The sequence below is a fragment of the Streptomyces sp. Q2 genome, from assembly GCF_056820935.1.
Genome location: NZ_JBXEJE010000001.1, coordinates 114,733 through 141,589 on the forward strand (window position 1 = coordinate 114,733; position 26,857 = coordinate 141,589).

The 26,857-nt window shown below is 70.2% G+C and carries 20 protein-coding genes and 1 tRNA gene; 11 read left to right on the forward strand and 10 right to left on the reverse strand.

The features are described 5' to 3' along the window. Window positions 1-50: 50 nt before the first annotated feature. On the reverse strand, window positions 51-1,097 hold the full coding sequence (locus ACWBNA_RS00555; RefSeq protein WP_482701115.1) for a polyprenyl synthetase family protein: 1,047 nt from the start codon (window positions 1,095-1,097) through the stop codon (window positions 51-53). Window positions 1,098-1,286: 189 nt separating this feature from the next. Continuing rightward, entirely contained in the window at window positions 1,287-3,236 is a 1,950-nt protein-coding gene (locus ACWBNA_RS00560) for a glycoside hydrolase family 97 protein (protein WP_482701116.1), read from the reverse strand. Window positions 3,237-3,523: 287 nt separating this feature from the next. Here ACWBNA_RS00560 and ACWBNA_RS00565 point away from each other — a divergent pair, with 287 nt between their 5' ends. After that, a complete protein-coding gene (locus ACWBNA_RS00565) occupies window positions 3,524-5,992 on the forward strand; it encodes a SpoIIE family protein phosphatase (RefSeq protein WP_482701118.1) in 2,469 nt (822 codons plus the stop codon). A gap of 39 nt (window positions 5,993-6,031) precedes the next feature. Here ACWBNA_RS00565 and ACWBNA_RS00570 read toward each other — a convergent pair whose 3' ends face one another. After that, complete coding sequence (locus tag ACWBNA_RS00570) at window positions 6,032-6,295, reverse strand: LapA family protein (RefSeq protein WP_482701120.1); 264 nt, start codon at window positions 6,293-6,295, stop codon at window positions 6,032-6,034. 350 nt (window positions 6,296-6,645) lie between these two features. Here ACWBNA_RS00570 and ACWBNA_RS00575 point away from each other — a divergent pair, with 350 nt between their 5' ends. From ACWBNA_RS00575 to ACWBNA_RS00590, 4 genes are all read left to right on the forward strand, one after another. After that, window positions 6,646-8,292 carry a serine/threonine-protein kinase gene (locus tag ACWBNA_RS00575; protein WP_482701121.1) on the forward strand — a complete coding sequence of 549 codons (1,647 nt, stop codon included), beginning with the start codon at window positions 6,646-6,648 and terminating at the stop codon, window positions 8,290-8,292. Beyond that, window positions 8,289-9,194, forward strand: a complete 906-nt coding sequence (locus ACWBNA_RS00580; RefSeq protein WP_482701123.1) for a hypothetical protein — start codon at window positions 8,289-8,291, stop codon at window positions 9,192-9,194. The genes ACWBNA_RS00575 and ACWBNA_RS00580 overlap by 4 nt, the downstream gene beginning before the upstream one ends. A gap of 105 nt (window positions 9,195-9,299) precedes the next feature. Then, window positions 9,300-9,776 (forward strand): SRPBCC family protein, encoded by a 477-nt coding sequence (locus tag ACWBNA_RS00585; protein ID WP_482701125.1) that lies wholly within the window; start codon window positions 9,300-9,302, stop codon window positions 9,774-9,776. Window positions 9,777-9,855: 79 nt separating this feature from the next. Then, complete coding sequence (locus ACWBNA_RS00590; RefSeq protein WP_482701127.1) at window positions 9,856-10,359, forward strand: MSMEG_6728 family protein; 504 nt, start codon at window positions 9,856-9,858, stop codon at window positions 10,357-10,359. A gap of 201 nt (window positions 10,360-10,560) precedes the next feature. Here the strand turns inward: ACWBNA_RS00590 and ACWBNA_RS00595 are convergent, their stop codons facing one another. Next, a complete protein-coding gene (locus ACWBNA_RS00595; protein WP_482701129.1) occupies window positions 10,561-11,349 on the reverse strand; it encodes an IclR family transcriptional regulator in 789 nt (262 codons plus the stop codon). Window positions 11,350-11,617: 268 nt separating this feature from the next. On the opposite strand from ACWBNA_RS00595, the gene ACWBNA_RS00600 reads away from it, so the two are divergent. Together ACWBNA_RS00600 and ACWBNA_RS00605 are read left to right on the forward strand one after the other, a co-directional pair. Continuing rightward, the gene (locus ACWBNA_RS00600; RefSeq protein WP_482701131.1) at window positions 11,618-12,955 is read left to right on the forward strand and encodes a gluconate:H+ symporter; all 1,338 of its coding nucleotides are present in this window, start codon (window positions 11,618-11,620) and stop codon (window positions 12,953-12,955) included. A gap of 41 nt (window positions 12,956-12,996) precedes the next feature. After that, window positions 12,997-14,328: an enolase C-terminal domain-like protein gene (locus ACWBNA_RS00605; RefSeq protein ID WP_482701132.1), complete on the forward strand. Its 1,332-nt coding sequence runs from the start codon at window positions 12,997-12,999 to the stop codon at window positions 14,326-14,328. A gap of 128 nt (window positions 14,329-14,456) precedes the next feature. On the opposite strand, the gene ACWBNA_RS00610 is transcribed toward ACWBNA_RS00605, so the two are convergent. Beyond that, window positions 14,457-15,959 carry an RICIN domain-containing protein gene (locus ACWBNA_RS00610; protein ID WP_482701135.1) on the reverse strand — a complete coding sequence of 501 codons (1,503 nt, stop codon included), beginning with the start codon at window positions 15,957-15,959 and terminating at the stop codon, window positions 14,457-14,459. A gap of 622 nt (window positions 15,960-16,581) precedes the next feature. Here ACWBNA_RS00610 and ACWBNA_RS00615 point away from each other — a divergent pair. After that, the gene (locus tag ACWBNA_RS00615) at window positions 16,582-18,561 is read left to right on the forward strand and encodes a glycoside hydrolase family 97 protein (RefSeq protein ID WP_482701137.1); all 1,980 of its coding nucleotides are present in this window, start codon (window positions 16,582-16,584) and stop codon (window positions 18,559-18,561) included. Window positions 18,562-18,600: 39 nt separating this feature from the next. Here ACWBNA_RS00615 and ACWBNA_RS00620 read toward each other — a convergent pair whose 3' ends face one another. Next, window positions 18,601-19,374, reverse strand: a complete 774-nt coding sequence (locus ACWBNA_RS00620; protein WP_482701140.1) for a polysaccharide deacetylase family protein — start codon at window positions 19,372-19,374, stop codon at window positions 18,601-18,603. Window positions 19,375-19,580: 206 nt separating this feature from the next. Here ACWBNA_RS00620 and ACWBNA_RS00625 point away from each other — a divergent pair, with 206 nt between their 5' ends. Then, window positions 19,581-19,934: a hypothetical protein gene (locus ACWBNA_RS00625; RefSeq protein WP_482701141.1), complete on the forward strand. Its 354-nt coding sequence runs from the start codon at window positions 19,581-19,583 to the stop codon at window positions 19,932-19,934. A 189-nt stretch (window positions 19,935-20,123) separates the two neighbouring features. Here ACWBNA_RS00625 and ACWBNA_RS00630 read toward each other — a convergent pair whose 3' ends face one another. The 3 genes from ACWBNA_RS00630 to ACWBNA_RS00640 form a co-directional block, all read right to left on the reverse strand. Further along, a complete protein-coding gene (locus ACWBNA_RS00630) occupies window positions 20,124-22,583 on the reverse strand; it encodes an NACHT domain-containing protein (RefSeq protein WP_482701143.1) in 2,460 nt (819 codons plus the stop codon). A gap of 568 nt (window positions 22,584-23,151) precedes the next feature. Beyond that, entirely contained in the window at window positions 23,152-23,571 is a 420-nt protein-coding gene (locus ACWBNA_RS00635) for a trypco2 family protein (RefSeq protein WP_482701145.1), read from the reverse strand. A gap of 443 nt (window positions 23,572-24,014) precedes the next feature. After that, window positions 24,015-24,085: transfer RNA gene (locus ACWBNA_RS00640), tRNA-Gly, on the reverse strand. 556 nt (window positions 24,086-24,641) lie between these two features. On the opposite strand from ACWBNA_RS00640, the gene dcd reads away from it, so the two are divergent. Further along, window positions 24,642-25,217, forward strand: a complete 576-nt coding sequence (dcd, locus tag ACWBNA_RS00645; RefSeq protein ID WP_482701147.1) for a dCTP deaminase — start codon at window positions 24,642-24,644, stop codon at window positions 25,215-25,217. A gap of 5 nt (window positions 25,218-25,222) precedes the next feature. After that, window positions 25,223-25,720 carry a phosphoribosyltransferase gene (locus tag ACWBNA_RS00650; RefSeq protein WP_482701149.1) on the forward strand — a complete coding sequence of 166 codons (498 nt, stop codon included), beginning with the start codon at window positions 25,223-25,225 and terminating at the stop codon, window positions 25,718-25,720. 119 nt (window positions 25,721-25,839) lie between these two features. Here ACWBNA_RS00650 and ACWBNA_RS00655 read toward each other — a convergent pair whose 3' ends face one another. Further along, the gene (locus ACWBNA_RS00655) at window positions 25,840-26,826 is read right to left on the reverse strand and encodes a Yip1 family protein (protein ID WP_482701151.1); all 987 of its coding nucleotides are present in this window, start codon (window positions 26,824-26,826) and stop codon (window positions 25,840-25,842) included. Between the last annotated feature and the right edge of the window lie 31 nt (window positions 26,827-26,857).

The window sequence follows — 26,857 nt, forward strand, 5'->3', positions numbered from 1 at the left end:
TCACGGGGCCCGCCTCGGTCCCGGGGCGGTGGTCCGGCCCGGCGGGGGTGTCAGGACTCGCGCCGGGTCATGGCCTGGGCGATGTCGTGCAGTTGCCGGTACGCGTCCGCCGTCGGCTGCGCGAACGACAGCGCGCGCAGGGCGGCCGTCATCTGCCGCCGCGCTTCCCGCGTGGCGGCTTCCCGCCCGCCCGCCTCCTCCACCAGGCGGCGCACCACCTCGACGTCCTGCTCGTCCAGGGGAAGAGAGGAGCGGTACAGGTCCCGCAGCCGCTCCGCGGCCGCGCCCGTCCCGGCCAGGGCCGCCACCACGGGCAGGGTCTTCTTTCGCGCGGCCAGGTCCGCACCCACCGGCTTGCCGCTTCGTGACGTCCGGCCCCAGATACCCAGTACGTCGTCGGCGCACTGGAAGGCGACCCCCAGCCGCCGCCCGAACTCCCGCAGCCCGCGCACCCGTGCGGCGTCCGCGCCGGCCAGGACTCCGCCCAGGGCGCAGGCGCAGCCCATCAGCGCGCCCGTCTTTCCCTCGGCCATGGCCAGGTACTCCGCGACCGACACCTCGGGTCTCTTCTCGAACGCCACATCAAGGCTCTGGCCCTCCATCAACTCGAGGAGGGCGGCGACGAGTTCCTGCACCGCGGCGCCGGCCCGCCGGGGCGGCGCCGCGGCCAGTGCGCGCATCGCCATCACCAGCAGCGCGTCGCCGGTGAGCACCGCGGCCGGCGTGCCGAACAGGGACCAGACGGCCGGCCGGTGCCGGCGCAGCGCGTCACCGTCGATGACGTCGTCGTGGATCAGCGTGAAGTCGTGTACCAACTCCACCGCCACCGCGCCCGGTACGGCGATCGAAGGGGGCCCGCCCACCGCGACCGCCGACAGCAGCGTGAGAGCGGGACGCACCGACTTGCCCCGGCCGGCGGACGACGGCGGTGTCGCCGTGCCGTCCGCCTCGCACCAGCCCCGGTGGTACCGCGCGACCTGGCTCTCCGCCGCCGGCAGCGCCTCGACCGCCGTCCGCAGGGCCGGGAACAGCAAATCGTCGACCCAGCCGAGTCGCGGAAACGCGTGCACCGGGGCCGGGTCGGTGATCTGCGACATGCACTACTCCTCACAACCGCAAAGACATGGCGGGCGTCGCATAGAGATGCGCCGGATGTCCCGCCAGTCAATCGGTTGCCGCACCGCGTCCAGAACCTCGGCGCACCTCCCGGGGCGTAAGGATCACTGAAGCGGCCCAGCCCTACGACGATGCACCCAGCCGACAATCGGGCCGCCCCCCGCCGGGGGTCAGCTCGGCCGCAGGACGACGGCTTGGCCGCCCGCACCGGCCATGACCACGTCCAGCGTGGTCGCCGACGTGACGGTCTGGGTGCTGACCACGACCGGCGTCCGGTACGGGCTGGTGCCGGGCGCTCCGTCCGCGTACACGGTCGCCGTGTAGGTGCCGTCGTCCAGGAACGACAGCGGGAGCGACAGCGTCCGGGCCGTCTCGTTGGTCATCGCCCCGAGGTACCAGGTGGAGCCGCCTCGGCGGGCCACCGCCACGTACTCGCCGATCGATCCGGCCAGGGTCCTGCTCTCGTCCCAGGTCGTGGGGACGTCGTTGAACCAGGGCAGTCCGGGCCAGCCCGCCTGGTTGGCGTACTTGGACGGCTTGTCGTACCAGAAAAGGAAGTTGAGCGGCTGGTAGTAGACGGCGGCCATCGCCATCTGGTGGGCGTTGGTGGTCTTGTTGCGCGACTGGCCATAGCAGATGGTGTAGTCGAGCGGGCCGCCGATGTTGCGGGCGAAGGGCAGTGTCACGTTGTGGGTGGCGGTCGGGAACTGCTCGTTGCCCCGGACGCCTTCCAGGCTGATCCAGTTCGGGTACGTGCGCTCGTAGCCGAACGGCCGGACGTCGTCGTGCATGTCGATCAGCAGCCGGTACTTCGCGGCTGTGTCGGCCCAGCCGATGATCTGGTCGGTCATCGCCCGGGTGCCGTCGTTGATGAAACCGAGCTTGATGCCCGCGACGCCCCAGCTCTTGTACAGGCCGAACAGGGAGTCCCCGTCGGACAGGGCGAGCCGGTTGACGTAGAGGAAGACGCCGATGCCCTTGGCGGTGGCGTACGAGATGACCGAGGGCAGGTCGATGGCGGCGATGGGGGTCGTCGCGTCGGTGGTGGTGAACTCCGGGCCGTACCAGCCGGCGTCGTACTCGATGTAGTCGATGCCGCGGGCCACGGCGAAGTCGACGCCCGCGAGGCCGGCGGCGGTGGACAGTTCGCAGCGGAAGACCTTGCCCGGCTTGATCCACGAGGTGTCGGGCAGGACGTTGGCCGGTGCCAGGTTGAGCACCAGCTCGGCGTTGTCGACCAGCTCGGCGTGCGTGGCTCCGATGACCACCGCGCGCCAGGGCGTCGCGAAGGGGGTGTCGACCGTGGACGTCGTCTCCACCGGCCCGGTGCCGCGGGCGGTGTGCTCCATCAGGAAGGCCGCCAGGGTGCCCGGCTGCCCGTCGACCGCACCGAGCATCAGGCGGGGGAAGCCCGCCCGGGACGACTCGCAGACGCAGGCGAGGTACCCGTTGGCGAGGGAGGCGGTCAGCGGCAGGTCGGTCAACGGGCCCTGGTCCGTGCTCGACGTGCCGGTGACGGGGATCGAGCCGGGAGCGACCGGGAGGTAGGCGTCCTCGTCGCGGGCGCTGTAGACGGTGGTGCCGTCCGGGAAGGCGAACGTGGTCAGCTCGTCGGAGATGGTGGCGGTGCCCTCGTCGAGCAGGACGTAGCGGAGGGCGACGCCGGTCCGGTAGGCGCGGATCTGGACGGCGAAGCGGATGCCCGAGGCGGTGTCCCTCAGATCCCAGCGCTGCTCCTGGTAGAGGTCGGTGACGGTCGCGTTGCGGCCGTACACCGGAGACCAGGTGTCGTGGACGGTCCGGTACCGGCTCCGGGTCACCGTCACGTCGGCGCCGAGGACGGTTCCGTCGCTCAGCGCGAGCCCCAGGGCCGAGGTGTCGACCACGGTCTGGCCGTTGCGCCTGGCGGACCACCCGAGGGCCCCGTCCACCACCGACATGGTGATGGACGTGCCGCCCATGCGTGCGGTCGCGCGGGCCGCGTCGGCCGGGGTGTCCGCCGCGTGGGCGGGCTGCGTGGTGCCGAGCCCCACCGCCGCCATCCCGACGGTGACGGCCGCGCCCTTGAGCATGCCCCGGCGCGACAGCGCGGGCTGTGCCGGCTCTCCTGGAGTTCTCATCGTGAAGGGACCTCTCCTTCGAGGATCGCGTCGATACGCGCTCGCAGGCGGACGGAATTTGGGTAGTAACCGGTTACTTCCGTGGGAACGTACGCGCCGGGGAATCTTGGGTCAAGGGCTACAACCAACCGCGAACCAGCCCTCGATGCCGGTGACGGGGCTGCGCTGTCGCCGTGGCCTGCTCACGAAATCGCATGGCATACAGTGAAAAAGGGTGAATGGTGCCATAACGGGGCATGTGCAGCCCGGTGGGAGTGAAGAGTTCAGCGAGAGCGAGATGAACGGTCATGGAGCGGCGTTTCGTCGACGACCCGGGAGCGAGCCCCGGCCCGGAGGTCGCCCGTGGGGCGCTCACCGCGCGCGCCACCGTCGACGAACACGGCACCGTGACCGGCTGGAGCGAGGGCGCCGAACACCTGCTCGGCTACTCGTCGCCGCAGATCCTGGGCCGGCCGGCTGCCTCGCTCCTCGCCGAGCAGCCCACGGCCGGTGACCTCCCGCCGCTCTCCGGGCTGCCGAGGTGGCACGGCACGCTCGCTCTCCGGCACCGCGACGGCCACCGCGTCGAGGCCAGGGTCCTGGCGCATCACAGGACGCCGGACGACGGGGCCCGCGACTGGCTCCTGGTCTGTGCCGTGACCGGGTCGCGGCCCCACCCCGACGACGACGCACTCATGCGGCAGGGACTCCTGCTCTCCCCGTTCTGCGCGACATCGGTACACGACACCGATTTGCGCATGCGCAGGTCGAACCGGGCCTCCAGCGGCGCACTGGGCCTGAGCGACGACGAGATGCGCGGGCTGCGCCTGTCGGACATGCTGGACGACCCCATGGTCGGGGAGGTCGAGCGGCTGATGCGGCGGGCCCTGGAGACGGGCGAGCCGCAGTACATGGAAAACCATGCGCGTGCCCCCGGCGAGCCCCGGGAGCACGCCTGGTCGGTCCACCTCTACCGCCTGGAGGACCCGGACGGCCGCGTCCTGGGCGTGGCCTCCACCGGGCACGACATGACCGAGCAGTACTGGGCCCGCAAACGCCTCCAGCTGATCGCCGAGGCCGGCCAGCGCATCGGCAGCACCCTCGACGTGACGCGGACCGCACAGGAACTGGCGGACGTGGCGGTCCCCGACCTCGCCGACTTCGTCAGCGTCGACCTGCTGGCGTCCCTCGACGACCTGCACGAGGAGGCCCCGGCGATCGCGGCGGCGGTCAGCTCCCTCGTCCTGCGGCGCATCGCCCACCAGTCCGTGTATCCGGGGAGCCCCGAGGCGGTCGTGACGCCCGGCGAGGTGGACGAGTACCCGGACGGCTCCCCGCCGGTGGAGAGTCTGCGGTCGGGACGCGCCGTACTGCGCGCGGTGACCGAGCCCGCGATCGCCGACTGGGTGGCCAAGGACCCGCTGCGTACCTCCCGGATCCGCGACTTCGGCTTCCACTCGGTGATGGCCGTGCCCCTCTCGGCGCGCGGAACCACCCTGGGCGTCGTCGTCTTCGCCCGTCACCGGCACCCCGACCCGTTCCAGCAGGACGACCTCGTACTCGCCGAGGAACTCGCGGCGCGGGCGGCCGTCTGCCTCGACAACTCCCTGCGTTACACCCGCGAACGCGGCACCGCCGTCACCCTGCAGCGCAGCCTGCTGCCGCAGAGCCTGCCCGACCAGGCCGCGGTCGAGGTCGCCACCCGCTACCTCCCGGCCGGAGCCCGGGCCGGAGTCGGCGGCGACTGGTTCGACGTCATCCCGCTGTCCGGAGCCAGAGTGGCGCTGGTCGTGGGCGACGTCGTGGGCCACGGCATCCAGGCCTCCGCCACCATGGGCCGACTGCGCACCGCCGTACGCACCCTGGCCGACATCGATCTGCCCCCCGACGAACTCCTCACCCACCTCGACGACATGGTGGGCCGCCTCGCCATCGAGGCGGAGAACACGGAGCCGCGGACCGCCGGGGAGGCGGACACCGCGGGAGACGTCGGAGCGACCTGCCTGTACGCCGTCTACGACCCCGTCTCCCGGCACTGCACGCTCGCCCGCGCCGGGCATCCGCTGCCGGCGGTGGTGAGCCCCGACGGCACCGTGGAACTGCTCGACCTTCCGGCGGGACCGCCACTGGGCCTGGGCGGACTCCCCTTCGAGTCGGTCGACATCGAACTGCAGGAAGGCAGCCTGCTCGCCCTCTACACCGACGGCCTGGTCCAGTCCCGCGACGACGACTTCGACGTCGGCATCTCCCGCCTGCGCCAGACCCTCGCCCGTCCCGCGGTCTCCCTGGACGTCCTGTGCGACACGGTACTGGGAGCCGTACTCCCCGAGCGGCCCACCGACGACGTAGCCCTCCTCATCGCCCGCACCCGCGCACTCGACGCCGACCGGGTCGCCGCCTGGGACGTGGCCCCCGACCCCTCCGCCGTCGCCGAGGCCCGCAAGAACGCCGTGGCCCGGCTGGAGGGCTGGGGCCTGACCGACGCGGCCTTCATCACGGAACTGGTCGTCAGCGAACTGGTCACCAACGCCATCCGGCACGCCCGGCCACCCATCAAACTGCGCCTCATCCACGACAACAGCCTCATCTGCGAGGTCTCGGACGCCAGCAACACGGCACCCCACATGCGCCGCGCCCGCAGCTACGACGAAGGCGGCCGCGGGCTCCTCCTGGTCGCCCAGCTGACCCAACGCTGGGGCACCCGCCCCACCCCCAGCGGCAAGACGATCTGGGCGGCACAGAGCCTGGATCCCGTCCCGCCCCTCGGCGGGGCCTGAGCGGGCGCAGCGGACCCCGGCGAGCCGAGGCCGACCTGCTTACTTGGGCCGTGTATGCCGGTGCGCGCGTCGGCGCACGGTGAGGATGCAGGCGAGCATGCCGAGGCCCCAGGCGATCAGCAGGGCGCCCCACAGCGGCATCGTCACCAAGGGGACGAGGAGGCGAATCTCCACGCTCGCTCGGTTCTCGAAGATGAAGACCAGAGCGATCGCGGTGATCAGAACGAACGGTATGAGGCGACGCACGCCGGGGCGGGACAAAAACGGCGTGTGCGCCTTGTGGTCTGTACTGGGCTGGGTCATGGGGTGTCTCTCCATCACGTTGCCCCTGAATCCAGCGTCCTCTGTCGGCACGCGGCGCGCCACCGAAGGACCGCGAGCGGGCGCGGCGACGCCGGTCCGCGGCTGTCCGACGGGTTCTCGCCGGACGACACCCCGCCTCCCGTCCGATCCGTGTGATCCTTTTCGGCCAGCCGTACAGCCGCGTGGAACGGGACCGTACGCCGACCTGACACCGGTGTTCCGGGCCGAGCGGCGCGGGGATCCTGGAAGCCGAACCGCAACCACAGTGGCTGAAAGTGTGTCTTTGGGTGCATGCTCCGTGCTCCGGGGCGGATGAGTTTCCGGCAGCACGTGCGGCCTGGGGGGCTGGAATGAACACATGGGCAGTGCCCGGATACACCGAGTCACTGGAACTGGGGTCGGGGGCGAGCGGGCGGGTCATCCTCGCCGTGCACGAGGAGACCGGCGTCGAGGTCGCGGTGAAGTACCTCAGCGAGTCACTGCGCACCCGGCCCGGCTTCGTACGCGACTTCAGGGCGGAGGCACGGCTGCTCGGCGGTCTGGAGAGCCCGTACGTCACCGGGTTGTACGAGTACGTCGAGAGCCCGGACGGCGCCGCCATCGTGATGGAGCTGGTGGAGGGCGTCTCGTTGCGGACCCTGCTGACCAGGCAGGGCCCGCTCGGTCCCGAGGCCGCGCTCGTGGTCCTCAAGGGGTCGCTGCTCGGCCTGGCCGACGCGCACCGTGTCGGCGTCGTCCACCGCGACTACAAGCCGGCGAACGTCCTGGTCCTACCGGACGGATCGTCCAAGCTCGTCGACTTCGGGATCGCGGTGGACGCCGGCACCAGCGTCGGCGTGGCGGGAACCCCCGCCTACATGGCCCCGGAGCAGTGGACCGGCGCGCCCGCCTCTCCCTCCGCCGACGTGTACGCGGCCACGGCCACGTTCTTCGAGTGCCTGACCGGCCACAAGCCCTACTCGGGCGACAACCTCGCCGAACTCGCGCTGCAGCACGTCGATGCGCCCGTCCCCGCCGAGGAGGCGCCCGAGGAGGTGCGGGAGCTGGTACGCCGTGGCCTGGCCAAGGATCCGCGGGAACGGCCCGGACACGCCGAGGCGTTCGTCGCGGAACTGGAGACGGCCGCCCGCGTCGCCTACGGGCCCCACTGGGAGGAACGCGGCCGCGGCCGGCTCGCCGCGCTGGTGGCCCTGCTGCCGCTGCTGCTGCCCTCCGCCCGCAACGGCCCGCGGACCACGACGGACACCGCACGCACGGTCCTGAGCCCCGGACCGGGCCTCGGCCCGGCGCGGTCGTGGCGTCCCGGCCGGCCGGGGATGCTGGTGGCCGGAGCGGCCGTACTCCTGGCCGTCCTCCTCTCCTACGGCATCCAGGACACCCCGGGAGCGGATCCGCAGCAGGCGGTGCAGGCCCTGGCCACCACCAGTGCCCACCCCGGCGCGGAGTCGGGAGGGCCCGCCTCCCCGGCCGCGTCGGCGGACTCCTCCTCGCCGCCCCCGACGTCCACCGTGTCCGCCGGCCAATCGCCCTCGGACCTGGCGACGAGCGGCACCGGCGAGCCCTCGGCGTCCGCCGCCACCACGGCTCCGGCCTCCGAGGCGACGACACCCGGCGCGGCGGCCACCGAGGCGACGCCGACGACCGCTTCCCCCACCTCACCGGCCGCTCCCGCCGTCAAGGACGTCGCGGTGTCGGCCTTCCAGCAGACGGGTGCGACGACGGCCTCGGCAACGATCGAGATCACCACGGACGGCACCGGGCCGATCTCCCTCACCGTCTCGTGGTCCACGGGCGACACCGGGCTCCAGCTCGGCACCACCCCGGACGGTGCGTCCCAGACGTTCGAGCGCAGCGGCGCCACCCACTACACGATCACCGTCGACCACACCTTCCAGGGCACCGGCTGTTACTGGGCGGTGCAGGCCACGACCACTCCGGCGTCCGCCGACGGCGGCGCCTCGCAGCAGCTTCTGACCAGGCGGTGTGACATCCGATGACCGCTCACGACGACCGCGCTCCCGCGTCTGCCGAAGACGGGGAACCCACGCGGGTGCTCGGTCCTGGCGACGAGCCCGTCTCGACTCTTCGTCTCGGTCCTGGCGACGAGCCCGTCTCGACTCTTCGTCTCGGTCGCGGCGACGAGCCCGTCTCGACTCTTCGTCTCGGTCCTGGCGACGAGCACATCCCCACCCTCCGTTTCGACGCCGGCGACGAGCACGCGCCGAGTGAGGGACACGCCCCGAGCGACGAACCCGGTTCCGCCGACGCCGAGTACAGCGCGACCGTGCTGGCCAGCCACTGGATCCAGCGCCCCGAGCCGGACGCCACCCTCGTCGGACCGCCTTCCACGGAGATCCTGCCGACGCCGACTCCGACGCCCACGCCGCCGACACGGCCGGATCGCGTGGAAGGCACCGTGCTGCGTTTCGGACCGGGGGTGACAGCCGTCGTCGCCCACCGTCCCCACCTGACGCTGCCGGCGGTGCCGCCACCCCACGTGCCTCCGCGCCGGCGTCTGCGCAGACACGCCCTGCCCGCGCTGGTGCTGGTCCTGGTCATCGCCTTCCTCGTCTGGCAGCGCCATGGACCCGCCGTCGCGGTGCGCTCGGTGGCGGTCACGGCCCGGCCGACGGTTCTGGGGTGTGACGGCACCGCGGACCTCGTCGCCCTCGTCGCCACGAACGGCCGGCCGGGCGCGCTCTCCTACCGCTGGACCCGAAGCGACGGCACCGCCTCGGGCGTCCTGCGCGAAGTGGTGGTCCGGGGCCAGCACGAGGCACGGCTGCACCTGCGGTGGACGTTCCAGGGCAAGGGCCACTACGCGGCACGGGCCGAACTGCGCCTCCTCACCCCTGCCCACGACGCGGTCACGGCCCGCTTCACGTACGACTGCCCCTGACCTCGGCGTCCCCGATTCGGACCGGTATGCAGGTCTTCATCCCTCCGTAGGCGGGTACCCGGCGGCGTGTGCAACGGTCGTCAAACCGTCAGTGAGGAGGAGCCCGTGAGCACGGTGAAGGAAGCAGTAGACGTCGAGGTTCCCGTCCACACCGCTTACAACCAGTGGACGCAGTTCGAGGATTTCCCGAACTTCATGGAGGGCGTCGAGGAGGTGCGGCAGCTCGACGAGCGGCACAACCACTGGACGACCAAGATCGGGGGAGTGCGGCGCGAGTTCGACACGGAGATCGTCGACCAGCTACCGGACGACCGGATCACGTGGCGGGTCGTCGAAGGCGAGACCCGGCAACGGGGGTCGGTCAGGTTCGAGCGGCTGGACGAGACGCACACCCGGGTGGAACTCACCATGGATGTCGAGCCCTCCGGCATGGTCGAGAAGGGTGCGGACATGCTCGGCATGATCGACCGCCGGGTGAAGGGAGACCTGCACCGCTTCAAGGACTACATCGAAGGGCGCCGTGGCGAGACAGGCGCCTGGCGAGGACGGATCCGGCCCGAGGACCCCGGTTCGACCCTCTGACACGCGAAGACGCAAGACGCGAAGGCGCGAAGACGGGCGGCGGGGCCCGTCGCCCCCCGGATCCGTGAGGGCCGACGGCATGCAGACTTTCCTGCCCTATCCCGACTTCAGAGCCTCGGCGTCGGTCCTCGACCGTCGCCGACTCGGCAAGCAACGGGTCGAGGCGCTGCAGGTCCTTCGCGGCCTCATCGTGCCGGGCTACGGGTGGCGTCGGCATCCGGCCGTGCGTATGTGGGCGGGATACGAGGAAGCGCTGGTCCGGTACGGCCTGGAGGTCTGCGAGGTGTGGTGCGAACAGGGTCATCCGGACACCTGTGCGGCCACACTGGTCGCTGATCTCGCGGCGTTCCGTCCTGACGTACCGACACGTGACCAGCCGCGACTGGCGGCCGCCGGGGAACTGCCCCCTTGGCTCGGCGAGGACGCCTTTCACCGCAGCCACCGGTCGGCGCTGGTACGCAAGGACCCGGCCGCCTACGCCCCGCTCTTCCCCGACGTGCCGGACGATCTGCCGTACGTCTGGCCGACGTCGGACCGGGAAAGTGACGCACCGTCCGCCGGGAGACGCAGCTCCGCCCGGTAGTCGCACCCCGTGCACGAACACCCACGGCCCACGAACACTCACGGAGACAACGAGCGAACCCCAGGCCACCGGCCTGGGGTTCCTCTGCGTCGGTGCCGACCGGCCTGCCGGAGCCGTGGGGGCGTCGGTCGTCGCCGGTCTGAGGAGCACAGAGGGGTGCGTGGCGAGGCGTACGGCGAGGCCCCGGGCGTACGCGTGGTCTCAGCGCCAGTCGGGTACGCCCGGGACCGGCGGCAGGTGGGTTTCGATCTTCGCCCGTGTCTCCCGCATCACGGAGACGATCCGGACCTCGTGTTCCGGGGTCAGCCGGGCCACCGGGACCGAGCAGCTGATGGCGTCGGTGGCCGGTGCGTCGTACCGCAGTGCGAAGCCGAACCCGGCGATACCGGTCACCGTCTCCTCGCGGTCGATGGAGTAGCCGCGCTCGCGCACCTGGGCCAGGTCGGCGAGCAGTGCGGCACGGTCGGTGCGCGTGTTCTCCGTGAGGGCCGTCAACGGCCCGAGCCTCGTGTGCAGTTCGTCGTCGGTGCGCTCGGCGAGCAGCGCCTTGCCGAGGGCGCCGGCATGGGCGGGGACGCGGCGGCCGACGCGGCTGATGGTGCGCAGGTACTCGTGGGACTCGCGGGTGGCGAGGTAGACGACGTCCGGGCCGTCGAGCCGTGCCATGTGGATCGTCTCGCCGAGCGCGTCCGACGCCTCGTCGAGGTACGGCCGGACCGCACGGATGCGCCGGTCGCCGTCGAGATAGCTGGTGCCGGTGAGCAGGGCGCGGATGCCGATGCCGTAGAGGGACCCGGTGGCGTCGGTGCGGACCCATCCGCAGTCGGCGAGCGTCTGGAGCAGCTGGTACATGCTGCTGCGCGGCACGCCCAGTTCCTCCGCGAGCTGGTCCAGACGCGAGGGCTGTTCGCCCCGGGCGGCGAGCAGTTCCAGCAGTGCGACGGTCCGGGCCGCCGACTTCACACCGCGGACGCCTCTCCCCTCCGACATGGGCCCATCGTAAATCGGCGCTGATCCGGCGCCGATCCGGGGCGATCCGCGTCGTTCCGCTTCGATCCGAGTCATCCCACCCGTTGACCCACTCCGTTCACGCATCTAGCCTCCATCTGCATACGTAGACGTCGTCTGCATACAGGGATGAGACATGCCAGGCGGCGGCGCGGAGGTCGCAGGGGTCGGGGCAGCAGAGGTCGCCGCCCGGCGAGTGCGACTGCTCACCCAACTGGTCAACGATTCAACAGTTCAAAGGGGAACTGCCTTGCCTCTCCTCGTAGTCGGGATCAGTGTTCTGATCCTGCTTCTCCTCATGACCAGGCTGAGGCTCAACGGCTTCGCGGCTCTTCTGCTCGTGGCGGTCGGCGTCGCACTGGTCCGGGGAATCCCGGTGGCCACCATCCCCGACGTCCTCTCCGAAGGCATCGGGGACCAGATCGGCGACACCATGCTCACCATCGGACTCGGCGCCATGGTCGGCCGTGTCATGGGTGACTCCGGCGCCGCACAGCGAATAGCCGGCAAGCTCCTCGACGCCTTCGGACCGCGCTGGGTCCAGGTCGCCATGGTGGTCACGGCCATGCTGATCGGCGTGACCATGTTCTACGAGGTCGCTTTCATCATCATCGTGCCGATCGCGTTCACCCTGGTCAGGGTCACCGGAACGAAGCTGCTGTGGGTCGGCCTGCCGATGTCCATCGCCCTGTCCACCATGCACAGCTTCCTGCCGCCGCACCCCGGCCCCACCGCCGTCGCCGCGACCTTCCACGCCTCCGTCGGACTGACGCTGTTCTACGGCCTGTTCATCGCCGTTCCCGCCGGCGCGCTCATCGCCCTGACCTGGCCGCGCCTTCCGTTCATCAGGGCGATGAACCCCTCCATCCCCAAGGGCCTGGTCAGTGACCGGGAGTTCACCGACGAGGAGATGCCCGCACTGGGCTGGTCGCTGTTCGTGGCGCTCTTCCCCGTGGCGCTGATCGTGGCCGCCGCCGTGACCGACATGGCCACCTCCGGCGAAAGCCCCTTGCTCCACTTCGTCGCCTTCATCGGCTCGGCACCGATCGCGCTGCTGCTGACGCTGTGCCTGGCGATCTGGGCGTTCGGTCCGCGGATCGGCCGGAGTCTGGAGGACGTCGGTGCCTCCTGCACCTCGGCGGCCCAGGCGATGGCGATGATCCTCCTGGTCATCGGCGCCGGCGGGGCCTTCAAGAACGTCCTCGTCGAAGGCGGGATCTCCGACTACATCAAGGACGTCACGGACGGCTGGTCCGTCTCGCCGATCGTCCTCGCCTGGCTCGTCGCCGTCATCCTGCGCATCGCGCTCGGCTCGGCGACGGTCGCCGTCGTCACGGCCTCCGGCGTGGTGCTGCCGCTCCTGGCGGGCAGCGGGGTCCACCCGGAGATGATGGTGCTCGCCGTCGCCTGCGGTTCCATCGCGTGCTCCCACGTCAACGACCCGGGATTCTGGCTGTTCAAGGAGTACTTCAACCTCTCCGTCATCGAAGCGATCAAGGTCCGTACCACCTATACGACGGTGCTCGCCGTCCTCGGCCTGGGCGGCGTCCTGGTGGCCGAGTGGGCCCTCGACGTCCTCAGCCTGTGACCCGAACCGACTCATCCATGACACAAGGGACTTGGACCAACATGAGCAGTCAGCCGACCGTCACCGAGTTCGCCGTCTACCCCGTCGCCGGCCGCGACTGCATGGAGCTGAACCTCTCCGGCGCCCACGGCCCCTACTTCACCCGCAACGTCGTCGTCCTCACCGACTCCGAGGGCCGCACGGGACTGGGGGAGGTGCCCGGCGGCGAGAAGATCACCCAGACGCTCCGCGACGCCGAACCCCTCGTCCTCGGGGCGACGGTGGGCGACTACAAGCGCGTCCTGCGCGAGATCGGCGACCGGTTCGCCGACCGCGACGCCGGCGGACGGGGCGCCCAGACCTTCGACCTGCGGACCACCGTCCACACGGTCACCGCCGTCGAGTCGGCGCTGCTCGACCTCCTCGGGCAGCACCTCGACGTGCCGGTCGCCGCGCTCCTGGGCGACGGCCAACAGCGGGACTCCGTAAGGGTGCTGGGCTATCTCTTCTACGTCGGCGACCCTGACCGCACCGACCTGGAGTACGTCCGCGAACCCGACTCACCCGTGGCGTGGTACCGGACGCGGCACGAGGAGGCCCTGACCCCGGAGGCGATCGTCCGTCAGGCCGAGGCGGCCTACGACCACTACGGGTTCCGGGACTTCAAGCTCAAGGGGGGCGTCCTGGCGGGCACCGAGGAGGTGGCGGCCGTACGCGCCCTCAAGGACCGCTTCCCCGAGGCCCGGATCACCCTCGACCCGAACGGCGCGTGGTCACTGCGCGAGGCGATCGAGCTGTGCCGGCCCCTGGTCGGCACGCTCGCCTACGCCGAGGATCCCTGCGGCGCCGAAGGCGGCTACTCCGGACGGGAGATCCTCGCCGAGTTCCGCCGCGCCACCGGCCTTCCCACCGCGACCAACATGATCGCCACCGACTGGCGCCAGATGACCCACGCCCTGAGCCTCCAGTCGGTCTCCATCCCGCTGGCCGACCCCCACTTCTGGACCATGCAGGGCTCCGTGCGCGTGGCGCAACTGTGCAACGCGATGGGCCTGACCTGGGGCTGCCACTCCAACAACCACTTCGACATCTCCCTGGCCATGGTGACCCACTGCGGCGCCGCGGCCCCGGGCGAGTACAACGCCCTGGACACCCACTGGATCTGGCAGGAGGGGCTGGAACGGCTCACCACCGCCCCGCCGCGCATCGTCGGGGGCGAGATCGCCGTCCCGGACGGCCCGGGACTGGGCGTCCGCCTCGACATGGACCGGCTCCTCGCGGCCCACGACCTCTACCGCAAGAAGGCGTTGGGGGCACGCGACGACGCCGTCACCATGCAACACCTCATCCCCGGCTGGCAGTTCGACAGCAAGCGCCCCTGCCTGGTGCGCTAGACGCCGGCGCGAGCACCTGTTCTTCGGGTCGGACATGGTGCCGAAGCCACGGGTCGGGCGGGCGGTCCAAGACGCGGGCCCGCCGCCACGGTCAGTGGCAGCGGGCCGTTCTCCTCACCACGAGGGCGTCAGCCGACGGTCCACTTCTGGCTCGTCGCACCCGTGCCCGTCAGCTGGACGACCGCCGCTCCGGTCGTCGTCGCGCTGTTCAGAACCCCGAGGTTCAGCCCGCTGTGCACGGCGACCAGCATGTAGACGCTGCCGGTGTAGCTGCCGACCAGGTCGAAGAAGAACTGCTGGTTGGTGCCGCCGTTGCAGGTCCACTGGATGAGCTGGCGGTTCTCGGCGGTCGACTTGCTGGGGACGTCCAGGCACAGTCCACTGTTGACGTTCTTCAGCGTGTAGATGTTGGCCGAGACCTTGGTGAGCGTCCATCGCTGGTCAGCCCCGCCCGTGCCGCTCGCCTGGATGACATTGGCGTTGGTGGCGGTGGACGCGCCGGTGACGTCGAGCAGCATGGAGCTGCCCGAGTTCGTCAGGGTGTGGGCCCCCGCACTCGGCACGCCGCTGTTCGGTGTCCAGGTGCCCGCCTGGACATCCAGCGACCAGGTCGGGTACTGGCCGAGGTTCACCGTCGTGCCGCTGATGGTCAGCGGCAGCCAGATGAGCTGGGACGTGCCGAGGTCGGAGGCGTTCCAGCGGTCACCGGCGTAGATGTACGTCGTACCGGAGGTGCCGGCCACCGTGATGATGTTGGCGGTCTGGCTGCCGTACGTCTTGGTGCCCGGGGCGGCGAAGTTCCTCATCGCCGACCAGGTGCCGCTGACGGAGGTGGCGGTGGAGTAGACGTTGTCGTTCAGGCTCCAGCCGGTCAGGTGTGAGGCCAGCAGGTAGTAGATCCCGTTGGCCTTGATCATCGCGGGTGACTCGAAGCTGTTGGCGCCGCCGCCGCTGCCGAGGATGGCGACGGTGCTCACCGGGGTGAGGTAGTCGCCGGCCAGCAGGTCGATGCGCAGGCCGTTGTTGCGGTCCTCCGACAGCAGGTAGGCGGTGCCGTCGGTGTCCTGGAACAGGCCGATGTCACGGCTCAGTTGGCCCAACGGGCGGGAGCTGCCCCGATAGTCGTAGGCGCCGCAGGGCGTGCTGCTGGTGGCGACACCGACCTTGGCCTCGGAGTAGGTGAGGCTGTCGATGTGCACGTACATCACGAACTTCTGGGTGGTGGCGTTGTAGATCACCTTCGGCCGCTCGACCACGCGGGACGGGCCGAGGTCGCCGCTGCTCTGCAGGGACAGCGCGTCGCCGCGGTACGTCCAGTTCGCGAGGTCGGTCGAGCTGTAGCAGGCGATGGCCTGGAAGGACGTGTCGGACGAGGTCACGCCCGTCTTGTTCTCGCCGAAGCCGTACCAGGTGTCGCCGACCTTGATGATGCCCATGCCGTGGAGCTGCAGGGCGTTGCCGCTGGTGTCGGTCCGTGCCGCGCCGGTCGTGAAGGTCACGGTGGCGGCCTGGGCGGCCGAGGCGGGTATCAGGAGCGCGGCGACACCTGCCAGCAGGGTCAGGAGCAGGACGCCGGCGGTGCGCCATGGTCCGCGTCCGCGGCTCTGGCCGGAAGACGTTCCTGGGGACATGCTTCAACACCTCTTCTTCGAGGTCCCGGGCCCGCGCTCGGCCGGAGGCAGGCACGGGTGTGCCGCTCGCGTGTCCGAAGCGGGGAGGGAGGGGGCCAGGTACGGAGGAACCCGGTACGGCGGGGGCCTGTTACGACGGCGCCGGGTCCATGACCGGCTGACGGGACGACGTGTTTCCGCCGTATGGCGGGTTAATGACAACTGTCGCCACAAGCTCTGTCAAGACATCGGCGTTGGATTCTGTTTCTTTTTGACTGGCCCAGTCGGGCCCGCGGGGGCGACGAGCCACGCGCCTGACGACCGGTCACATGTCGGCGTCACGCGTTTCCTGACGACCTGGATGCTGACCTCCCCCTGGCTGCCGCAAGGGAAGATGGTCGTACGCTCCGGCACTACATGACGGTTTGTCATGCTCTGGGTCCTCTTCGAGGGGAAACCTTTACGTCGAGCCGTTGACCAGCCGGAAGGGTGACGCGTAGAACAACCCGTGCGAGTCGCCAACAGTTCGTTACTGGTGGGTTTTGTTTGAGGCGCGTCGTCTCGGACCGCAGGGAAGACGCCACGCACGCGCGGTGCCGGATCTCGTCGGCTGCTGCGGCCCTCCCAGAAGAGGTGTCACGCCATGGAAGCTTCCGCATCCGGGAACCTGTCCGACCGCCCGCCCACGACCGAGCGATCCCGGGGAGTGTCCCGACGAGGGCTCCTCAAGGGGGCGTCGGTCACCGCAGGGGCTGTGGTCCTTGGCCTGGGCAACGTGTCCGTGGCCCAGGCGGCGGACGCGTCGATCACGGCGACCTCGCCGGACGGCGCGAACAGGATCACGATGTCCCTGGTCGGCGGGGTGCTCCAGTGGTCGGTGAAGCGCGGCGCCGCCCCCGTCCTCAACCCCTCGGTGCTGGGTCTGGTGCTGAGCAACGGCACCCGACTGGGCACCGGCAACGTTGTGGTGACGAACTACCAGCACTGGACCAAGGACAGCACCTGGACCCCTGTCTTCGGCCGCAACGCGACGATTCGGGACCACTACCAGGAGATGCGCTGGAACCTCCGGGACACCACCAGCGGCGTCAACTTCTCCGTCCAGCTGCGTGCCTACGACACCGGTGTCGCCCTGCGCTACGTCCTGCTCGACGCCGGCAGCGCCACCATCTCCGACGAGCTGACGACCTGGGCCTTCCCCGGCAACACGACGATCTACAGCGCCCGGGACGAGGACGCCTACAGCCCGATCGCGCCGGACGCCATCCCGTACACCGGCACCTCCAGCACCGACAACGGCAACCTCAGCGACCTGCCGCTGCTGGTCACCCTGGCCAACGGGCCGTATGCCACCGTCTGCGAGTCCTCCCGGGTCAACTACCCGCGCTCGATGGTCAGTTCCGTCACCGGCGCCGACAGCACGCTCAAGACGTACCTGATGAAGAAGTCCGCCCGTTCCTCGGGCACCGCGCAGAACACCACGACCGTCACCACGCCGTTCGCCACGCCGTGGCGTGTCCTGGTGCTCGGCGACGAGGCCGGCGACCTGATCGACAACGCCGAACTCGTCCTCAACCTCGCCCCGGCCTGCGCCCTGCCGGACACCTCGTGGATCAAGCCGGGCAAGGTGTTCCGCTGCGAGCTGACCACCGCCGCCGGCATCGAGGGCGTGGACTTCGCCGCGGCCCGCAGCCTGGACTACATCGAGTACGACGCCGACTGGTACGGCCCGGAGTTCACCACCACCGACGCGACGACCCCCATCGCCGCCATCGACCTGCCCTCGGTCATCTCGTACGCCACCGGCAAGGGCATCGGCGTCTTCCTCTACGTCAACCGGATCGCCGCGACGAACCCGGACACCCTGTTCGCCCTGTACAAGAGCTGGGGCGTGGCCGGTATCAAGCTCGGCTTCATCAACGACGGCACCCAGGCGATGACCAACCAGATCATCACCTGGGCCAAGGCCGCGGCCAAGTACCAGCTACTGATCGACATGCACGACGACGTCCGCTCCTGGGGTTACGAGCGCACCTACCCGAACTGGATCAGCCTGGAGGGCGTCCGGGGCAACGAGCAGTTCCCGACCGCCACCAACAACGTCCTGCTGCCCTTCGCCCGCAACGTGGGCGGCCCGATGGACTACACCATCTGCTACGGCCAGTCGCGCGACCAGACGACCAACACCCATCAGATGGCGATGGCCGCCGTCTACTACCAGCCGCTGAACTTCCTCTACTGGTACTCCAAGCCATCCGCCTACGCCACCACGGCCAACTGGCCCGGACTGTCCTGGTTCGACGCGATCCCCACCACCTGGGACGAGAGCACCACGCCCGCGGCCTCCCTCGGCGAGTACGTCGCGGTGGCCCGCCGCAGCGGCGGCACCTGGTTCCTCGGCGCGATGAACAACGAGACCGCGCGCACCGTTTCGGTCCCGCTGGACTTCCTCGACAGCGCCACGTCCTACACGGCCAGGATCTACGCCGACGGCACGGCGGGCAGTACCCCGCACGCGACCCCCACGGTCGTCAGCACCCGCACGGTCACCTCCGCCACCATCCTCGGCGTGACCATGACCAGCGGGGGCGGACAGACGATGGTCCTCACGCCGGTGAGCTGACTCTGCGGGAACCGGGGCACCATCGACCAGGCCCGGGGCTCAGCGCACCGGGAAGCCGAAGGAGTAGCCCTGCTCCTTGAGCCGGGGGAGGATCCGGCCCAGGGCCTCGACGGTCTGGGAGCGGTCGCCTCCCGCGTCGTGGAAGAGGAGCGTCGGCCCGTTGGGCAATTCCCGCTCGACGGTGGCGACGATGGCGTCCGTACCCGGCTTCTCGAAGTCCTTGGTGTCCACGTTCCAGCCCAGCGGGCGCATGCCGCGGGAGGCGGCGAGTGTGCGGCTGTACGGGGTGAAGGCCCCGCCGGGCGCGCGGTAGTACATCGGCCGTACGCCCCCGGACGCCTCGGTGATCATGCGTTCGGCGTCGAGGATCTGCTGCGACTGGTAGGCCTGGGACTGCTTGTCCATGGTGGTGTCGTGCGACACCGAGTGGTCGCACAGCCGGTGCCCGGCCGCGACCACCTTCTTCACGAGGTCCGGGTGGGCCTGCGCCTGCGTCCCCACCATGCAGAACGTGGCCTTCACCCCGTACTCCCGCAGCACGTCCAGCACTTGCGGGGTCCACACGGGGTCGGGGCCGTCGTCGATGGTGATGTTGACGCCGCGCGCGCCCTTGTCCGAGGCGTGCGCGATGGTCACCGCGACCGGCTTGACGTCGTTGACCGGCGTGGCCGACGCGCTCGCCTTCGGCGACGAGCCGCTGTCGACGTCGGCCTGCGCGGTCCACATCGAGGCGCCGGTGGCGAGCAACGTCACCCCGAACGCCGCGCCGAGCACCTTGCCGTACCAGCCCCGCCCGCCGCCGTGTCGCGCCATGTCCGCCCCGATCCCACGCAGTTCCTCGCCGATTCCTCGGTCGCCTCGCGACCAACTGTCAGGACGAGGAACGGTGGCCACGGGATGCGTCCGTTACCGATCAAGGACAATCCCGGAGTGGTTCCCGGACAACCGGCGAGCAACAGGCGTGACCGGGCCGCTCGGGCCGACGGTGGAGTGCCGCTCACACCGGTGGGAGCTCCGCCATGCTCCTCGACCGTCGGCGCCGGCACCGGGAGCGCCTGGACCGCGAAGTGCAGACACGTCGCGCCCTGTACGGCGACTGCCTGGCCTGTCTCTCCGAGGCTCGCCATACCTGCGGGAACGTGGCGCGGGATCCGGACATGGAACTCGCGACGCGCCGGACAACGGCTCGTGAGGCGTTCGGTCCCTGCATCGGCTTGCGGTACCAGATCACCATCGCGGCGCCCGCCGGCGTCGTAGCGGCCTCGGAGACCGCCTTCCGCCGCCTACCCCCACTGGTACCAGAACTGCAGTACCGGCTGCCCCCGGCCGGTCGGCGCGCTGCTCAGGGCTACTACATCGCCCCGCAGTCCTGAGCGGACCGAGTACACCAACAACTCGGCGGGCCCCGCCGGACCTCACGCTCCGGCGGGGCCCGAAGCCGACCAGGCACTCACCCCGGCCCGAGGTCTTCCCGGCATCGCGAGCCCGAGGATCACTTGGGCCAACCGGGGCACCTCACCGAGGCGACTCGCCCTTCCCCGACCGCGGCGGCCCGCGCCGGGTCAGAAGCGTCGTGTGGTGTTCTCGGCCAGGTCGCGCAGCCGTTCTTCGGCCTCCGTGTGCAACGTGCTGTCCAGGGAGAGGCGCGCCAGCCATCTGAAGCCGGCCTCGCGGTGTCCGTCCAGCTGGGCCAGGCACCAAGCCGTCCATACGCGCTCGCTGCCGCCGAAGGCGGTGTCCTCGACGAAGCGGGTCAGCAGAGCTGCCCCCGTCTTCCCGTACTCCTCCACACAGGCCAGCTGCGAGGCCGCCCACACACGTCCGTGGTCGTCGATCGCGGAGTCCTCGGCGAAGCGGACGAGCCAGGCCGCTCCGGCTGCCCGGTGCCCGGGGAGCACGGCCAGCCCCCGTGCGGCCGTCATACGATCCCGCGCCGCGAGGCCGGTGTCCTCGGTGAAACGGACCAACCACTTCGCACCGGCTTCGAGGTGCCCGTCGATCCGCGCCAACGCCTCGGCGACGGCCACACGTTCATCGACCTCGAGCCAGTGGCTCCAGCCGACCCAGTTGGTCAGCCAGGCGGCCGCGTACTCCTGCTGCCCGTCCAGCCGCCCGAGGAAGCCGACTGCTGTGATCCGGTCCCACACCCGGTTGCCGTCGTCCTGCGCGAACCGCTTCAACATCTCCGCACCGGTCTGCGCGTACTCGTCCAGCTGGGCCAGCCACCAGGCCGCGTAGACAGGTGCGTTCAAGGGGTCGTAAATACTCGGGTGCTCGATCAGGTGGTGCAGGCGGCGGATGACGGGCTCCATGGGAAGCCTGGTCATCAGGCCCGCCCCCAGCGCCATGAGCAGCGCCAAGGTCCTCATCTCGCCGTGCTCCGCCAGGACGCGCAGACGCCTCGCTGTCTCGGTCGCGCCAACATCGTCGGCGCCGAGTAGGCCGTCGAGAAGGAACCCCAGGTAGGACAGGGGAACTCTCGCCAGCCGCGGCGTGCCGTCGGTTGCCGGGTCGTACCCGGGAAGCAACTCGTCGAGCAGGTGGGCGCGCGCTGCCTCGTCACGTGTCGCGTAGCGCGCGGCGTGGTGCTCGAGAAACGTTCGATGGGGGAAGCCGAGACCTTCGGCGCGGTGCACGAGCAGCCCGGTGTGCAGGAGCAGATCCTCCAGGAACGCCTCCCAGCGGTCCGGCCGGACCAGGCGGGGACAGCGGACGGCCTCGTGCGAGGTCAGTGCCTCGGACACCGAGGACTCCTGGCCCGTGAACCACCGGTGGGCCATGTATTCGATCAGCTCGGGCAGCAGCACGTGGACCTGCCGCGCGGCCGCGTCCACCTCCTGACGGCCCCGCACGCTCTGCACACTCTCGACCAGACGCCGGATCGATGCCTCGTGGCTGTCCGCGACGTGCTTGCTCTCGTTGCTCTCGTAGAGCAGCCGGGTGAACTCCTGGTACGCCGCCGTGCGGCCGTCGGGCAGGGGGTGTTCGGGATCGACGACATGCAGCTGGCAGAGCATGAAAGCCATCAGCGGGGTGCGGGCCAGCTCCTCCAGGGAAGCGTTGCGCAGCGCCTGTGTGAACTGGCGGGCCCGGACAGCCGCCTCCTGGTCCGGCCACCGGCTGCGGAAGTACCGTTCGGCATAGCGGCTCAGGTCGTCGGCGGTGAACGGCTCCAGCTCGTAGCGCGGTACGTGGCGGCCGAGGACGCCGAGTTCGTCCTCGGCCAGGGGGCGGGTCGCGATGACGCACCGGTAGATCGGTGGATCGCTCGCCACGGCGTTGGCCAGTTTCTCCAGCACCGTGCGGCGTTCGGTGGCGGTGGGGAGCTCGTCGAGGTCGTCGACGAGCAGGTGCCAGTGGGCCCCGGGCCACGGCCGTTCCCGCAGCCGGCTCTCCGACAGCTCCGGGCACCGCCCGTACCGGCTGAGGTTCCTGGTGGCGGCGGCAAGTGCCTGCGCCACCTGGGTTTCCTCGCCGGTGAGCGCGTGTGCGCTCACCCACACCGGAACTGCTCGCTCCGCGTCCCCGGCGGTTCGCCCGCCCCCCAGCAAGTCGGCCGCCGCGTCACGCAACCGCATGCGCAGCGTCGTGGATTTGCCGCCCCCTGGGCCGGCGAGGAGGACGCACAGCCGGTCGGCCCTGTGGAAGACCGTCTCGACCGGCTCCGCCGAAGCCATGTCACGGGCCGCACGTGGCGCGACGATGCCGCCGTCACCGCGGGTCGACGCGGCCTGCCAGTCGCCGGAGACGCGGTTGCTTGCCTGGCGTACGAACACGTCGATCAGGGAAGGCGGCGCGCCCTGGACGAACAGGCTCTGGTACGGATGCCGCTCGCCGGCCCTGCAGGCCGCCTGAAGGTAGTCGCGCATCTCGTCGTGCGGTGCCACTGCCACACCCTCGGCGGTCAGCTCGTCCACGTCGGTACCGGTACCGGGGTGGCCGTGCCGGCTCACCAGGTCGGCGAAGTCCGGGCAGCGCAGGGCCTCGTGCACCGGGGCGGCCTGCAGGCGGCGCCAGGCCATCGTCCGATTGTCCTCGGCCACGACACCGACGAGCCTGCCGTGGCAGAAGACCGCCGAGCCAGACGCTCCGGCCCACGGGCGATCGCCATCCGCGCGCAGCCCCGGCCACTCGTGGCAGTTCAGCACCCAGCCCACCGATGCTGTCGAGACCGCCGGCAGTTCTCCGCGCAGATACTCGAACCGGACGTCAGTTCCCCGGCTGTCATCGGCGAAAGCGGGGAAACCCGCCCCCTCGAAGGGGATGGGGGCAACGCCACCCGGCCGCCCCCACCGTATCGGGCCACCCTCGGTGAGCACCGGCTTCTCAAGCCACAGAAGCGCCACATCCGGAGCGTCGTCGGAGGGAGCACCGCGCTGGGGGTCCGGCCAGCACACCCTTGCCGGCTCCTGGACCGGCCCTGCACCGTAGCGGGGGTGTCCCACCCTCGCCGACACCCGCCGGACCCAACGGCTCCCGTGCCGGACGACGTGCAGCGCGGTCAGGACGAGCTGCGGCCCCAACAGGTACCCGGAGCCGGAACCCTCCGGGCCACCGGTCTGCACCAGGACGAGTCGCTGCGGATCCACTTCACCCTTCCCACGGCCGCCGATGCCCGTCGGTCACGTCGGCTCGTGCGTCGCCGTCGTCCGGCCGCCCGGCGCCAGGTGACGGTTGCGGTGAGTCGTCCTCCGGCAGGGCCGGTCCGCCGACGAGCCGCCGGATCCTGGCCCTCTCGCCACCGACGGCCTCATCGCGCACCTGGAGCGTCAGCGTCAGCGTCTGCCGACTCGTACGGCCCAGCGCGCCACCTGCCTCCGCACCGCCCTTGGCGGCCCACGCGTTCACTTCGACCTTCACTCCGCCGCTGTCGTCCTGGCGGAACTCCAACTCCAGTGACAGCTCGGCCTTCTCCACCTCGAACCGGAACTGCTGCTGCGATCCGTCGGCCTGCGCCGCATACAGTTCGCGCCGCAACTCCGCCAACGCCTCGGAAAGGGAGATTCCCATGCCGTTCGCTTCCCCCCAACAGGTACCCGCTCTGAACGCCCTGGGCGAAGTCTGCCCGAACGCCGCCCGCTTCGGCAGCGGATCCGCTCCCTGCGGTCGATCGAGCTCGGAGTGCTGTCAAGGGGCGGCTCCACGGGACCGTTCTCGTCGAATTTCCTGCAAAAACCTCGCCGTGTCGTACGCCGTGTCCGCCACCCTCCCCCAGGAACCGAGCGGGACATGCCGAACGGGGGCGTCACCCGGGAACGGCGGGCTGAGGGCTCGCCCCGCTCATCTCCGGGAAATTGCAGGTCGGTGCCACTGGGCCATGATCGGGCTGCCATCCCAAGACATCCGTGCCCCTGCGTGCCCGGTCTCGGGGTGCAGAGGCGCCTGACAACGCAGCGACGGCTACGGCTCACCAATAAGCAAGCCCCAGGTCACTGACCTGGGGCTTCAAAGGGAGCGGGTGACGAGAATCGAACTCGCACTCTCAGCTTGGGAAGCTGATGTTCTACCACTAAACTACACCCGCGTAAGACGCCGGATTCGACCGGTGTCGGAACGCACAGTCACTTTACCTCATGTCCGGCCCCCGGCGCTGAAGCCGTGGGGCCGTGGTGCGTTTCGGGGGTGTGACGGGGCTGCGGGGGGCCGGAGTTGGGGCGTACGGTGGAGACGTGGGAGAGGGGCCGGGTGGGTCGGGGTGCCGCCTGGAGGGTCGCTTCTTTGATCCCGTAATGTGGCTTTTGTCGTTCGGCGAGTAGCAGCCGGACGGCGCGGCTCTTGGGGAAGGGACTCATGGACTTGATGGAGCGCACCGTCGTCCGTTGTGCCGATGGGCACGTGTTCAGCACCGCTTCGTTCCCGATGCAGCAGGCCGAGCGGCTCGGTCCCGGGCGGCTCGTCCGGTGTCCTCGGTGTGCCCGGCTCCGCAGTGCGGTGCCGGTGGTGTTGGAGAAGCACTAGCCGGAGCAGGTGTCCTGGCAGCAGTCGTGCAGGTAGTCGTATAGGCCGTCGTACAGAGAGCAGTGCTGGCGCGCGGGCCGTCCGATGGTGGTCGGTCCGCGCGTCTTGCGTATCCTCGGGGCGTGCTTCTCTCAGACAAGGACCTCCGGGCCGAGATCGACGCCGGACGGGTGCGGATCGATCCCTTCGACGAATCCATGGTGCAGCCGTCCAGCATTGACGTACGTCTTGATCGGTACTTCCGGGTGTTCGAGAACCACCGGTACCCCCACATCGACCCCGCCGTCGAGCAGGCGGATCTCACGCGGCTCGTCGAGCCGGAGGGCGACGAGCCGTTCATCCTGCATCCCGGGGAGTTCGTCCTCGCCAGCACGTACGAGGTGGTCACGCTTCCCGACGATCTTGCCTCGCGGCTCGAGGGGAAGAGTTCCCTGGGACGGCTGGGGCTGGTCACGCACTCCACCGCCGGTTTCATCGACCCGGGGTTCTCGGGGCACGTGACGCTTGAGCTGTCCAACCTCGCCACCCTCCCGATCAAGCTCTGGCCCGGGATGAAGATCGGGCAGCTGTGCATGTTCCGGCTCAGCTCGCCGGCCGAGTACCCCTACGGGAGCGAGCGGTACGGGTCCCGGTACCAGGGACAGCGGGGACCGACCGCCTCCCGGTCCTTCCTCAACTTCCACCGGACACAGGTGTGAGTGGCGTGAGCGGTGTCCGGGAGAACCTGACCTACGAGGCGTTCGGCACCGCCGTGCGCGAGCTGGCGCAGGCCATCGCCGACGACGGGTACGAGCCCGACATAGTGCTCTCCATCGCCCGCGGCGGCGTGTTCGTCGCCGGCGGGCTCGCCTATGCCCTGGACTGCAAGAACATCCATCTCGTGAACGTGGAGTTCTACACAGGGGTGGGGACGACGCTCGACATGCCCGTCATGCTCGCGCCCGTCCCCAACGCCATCGACTTCTCCTCCAAGAAGGTCCTCATCACCGACGACGTCGCCGACACCGGCAAGACGCTCAAGCTGGTGCGTGACTTCTGTCTCGACACGGTCGCCGAGGTGCGCAGCGCGGTCATCTACGAGAAGACCCAGTCGCTGGTGAAGTGCGAGTACGTGTGGAAGCGGACCGATGAGTGGATCAACTTCCCGTGGAGTGTCGATCCTCCGGTGATCAGGCGGGCGGGTCAGGTTCTCGACGCCTGACGGACTGAGCGCAGATGAAGCGCAGACGCAGTAGGCAGTAGGCAGTAGGCAGTAGAAGGGGCTCCCCGCAGCATGCGGGGAGCCCTTTTCCTATGCCTCTTTCGTACGGCTGGGGAACCTCAGAACGTGCCCAGCTTCACGATCGACAGCAGTGCGATCAGCTGGATCGCGGAAGCGCCCAGGGCCTTCGGCCACGGCAGGTCGTGGGAGCGGGTGACCATCAGGGTCAGCAGGGCGCCGGCCGCGACCCAGGTGGCCCAGCCCAGGATCTGGACGAAGCTCGCGTCGCCGCCGAAGAACATCGCGACGACCAGGCGCGGGGCGTCCGTGAGGGACATGATCAGCATGGAGAGGCCGACCGTGGGCTGCCAGGCGCCGTCGCCGCCGAGCTGGCGGGCCAGGGTGTGGGTGACCACGCCCAGGACGAAGGAGCTCAGCACCATCGCCACGGCGGTGATCAGGACGATCGGGACCGCGTTCGACAGGGTGGCGTTGATCGCGTCCTCGCGGGCGCCGTCGAAGCCGAAGACCGCGAGCAGGCCGTAGAGGAACGACACGACGAGGGCGGGGCCCCACACCGTGTAGTCGCGCATCTGGAGGAAGGTCTGGTTGGGGGCCAGGACGATGCCCCTCAGGAGTGCCTTCCAGTGCAGGCGGGGTCCGACCGGGGCCGTGGGGGCCGAGCCGGCGCGGTAGGTGCCGCCCTGGTTGTACGGGTCCTCGCCGACCGAGAACGCCTGGGTGTGACCCGGGTTGTTGGCGGCGTACGGGTCGGGCCCGGGCTGCGGCGGGTATGCGCCGCCGTCGCCGAAGTACTCCGGCTCGTCGTAGCCGCCCGCCTGGGTGCCGCCGCCGTACTGCTGCCCCGGGTGGGGCTGCGGCGACGGCGGGTAGCCGTACGACGGGCCCTGGGACGAGCCGTACGGCGGTCCCTGGGGCGCCTGCTGCTGCCCGTACGGAGGTTGTTGCGGTCGCGCGTGAGGAGCGCCGTTGTCCCGGCCGCGTCCGATCCTGAATCCAGCCACGTCTTCGAACGTACCTGGTCCCGGAGAGTGGCGTGCCGGGCCTGGCCTACCGGGCCCTGCTTTGCTGCCGAGCTGTGACATCCCCTAGGGGGACCCCTGGGCCCCTGGGCAG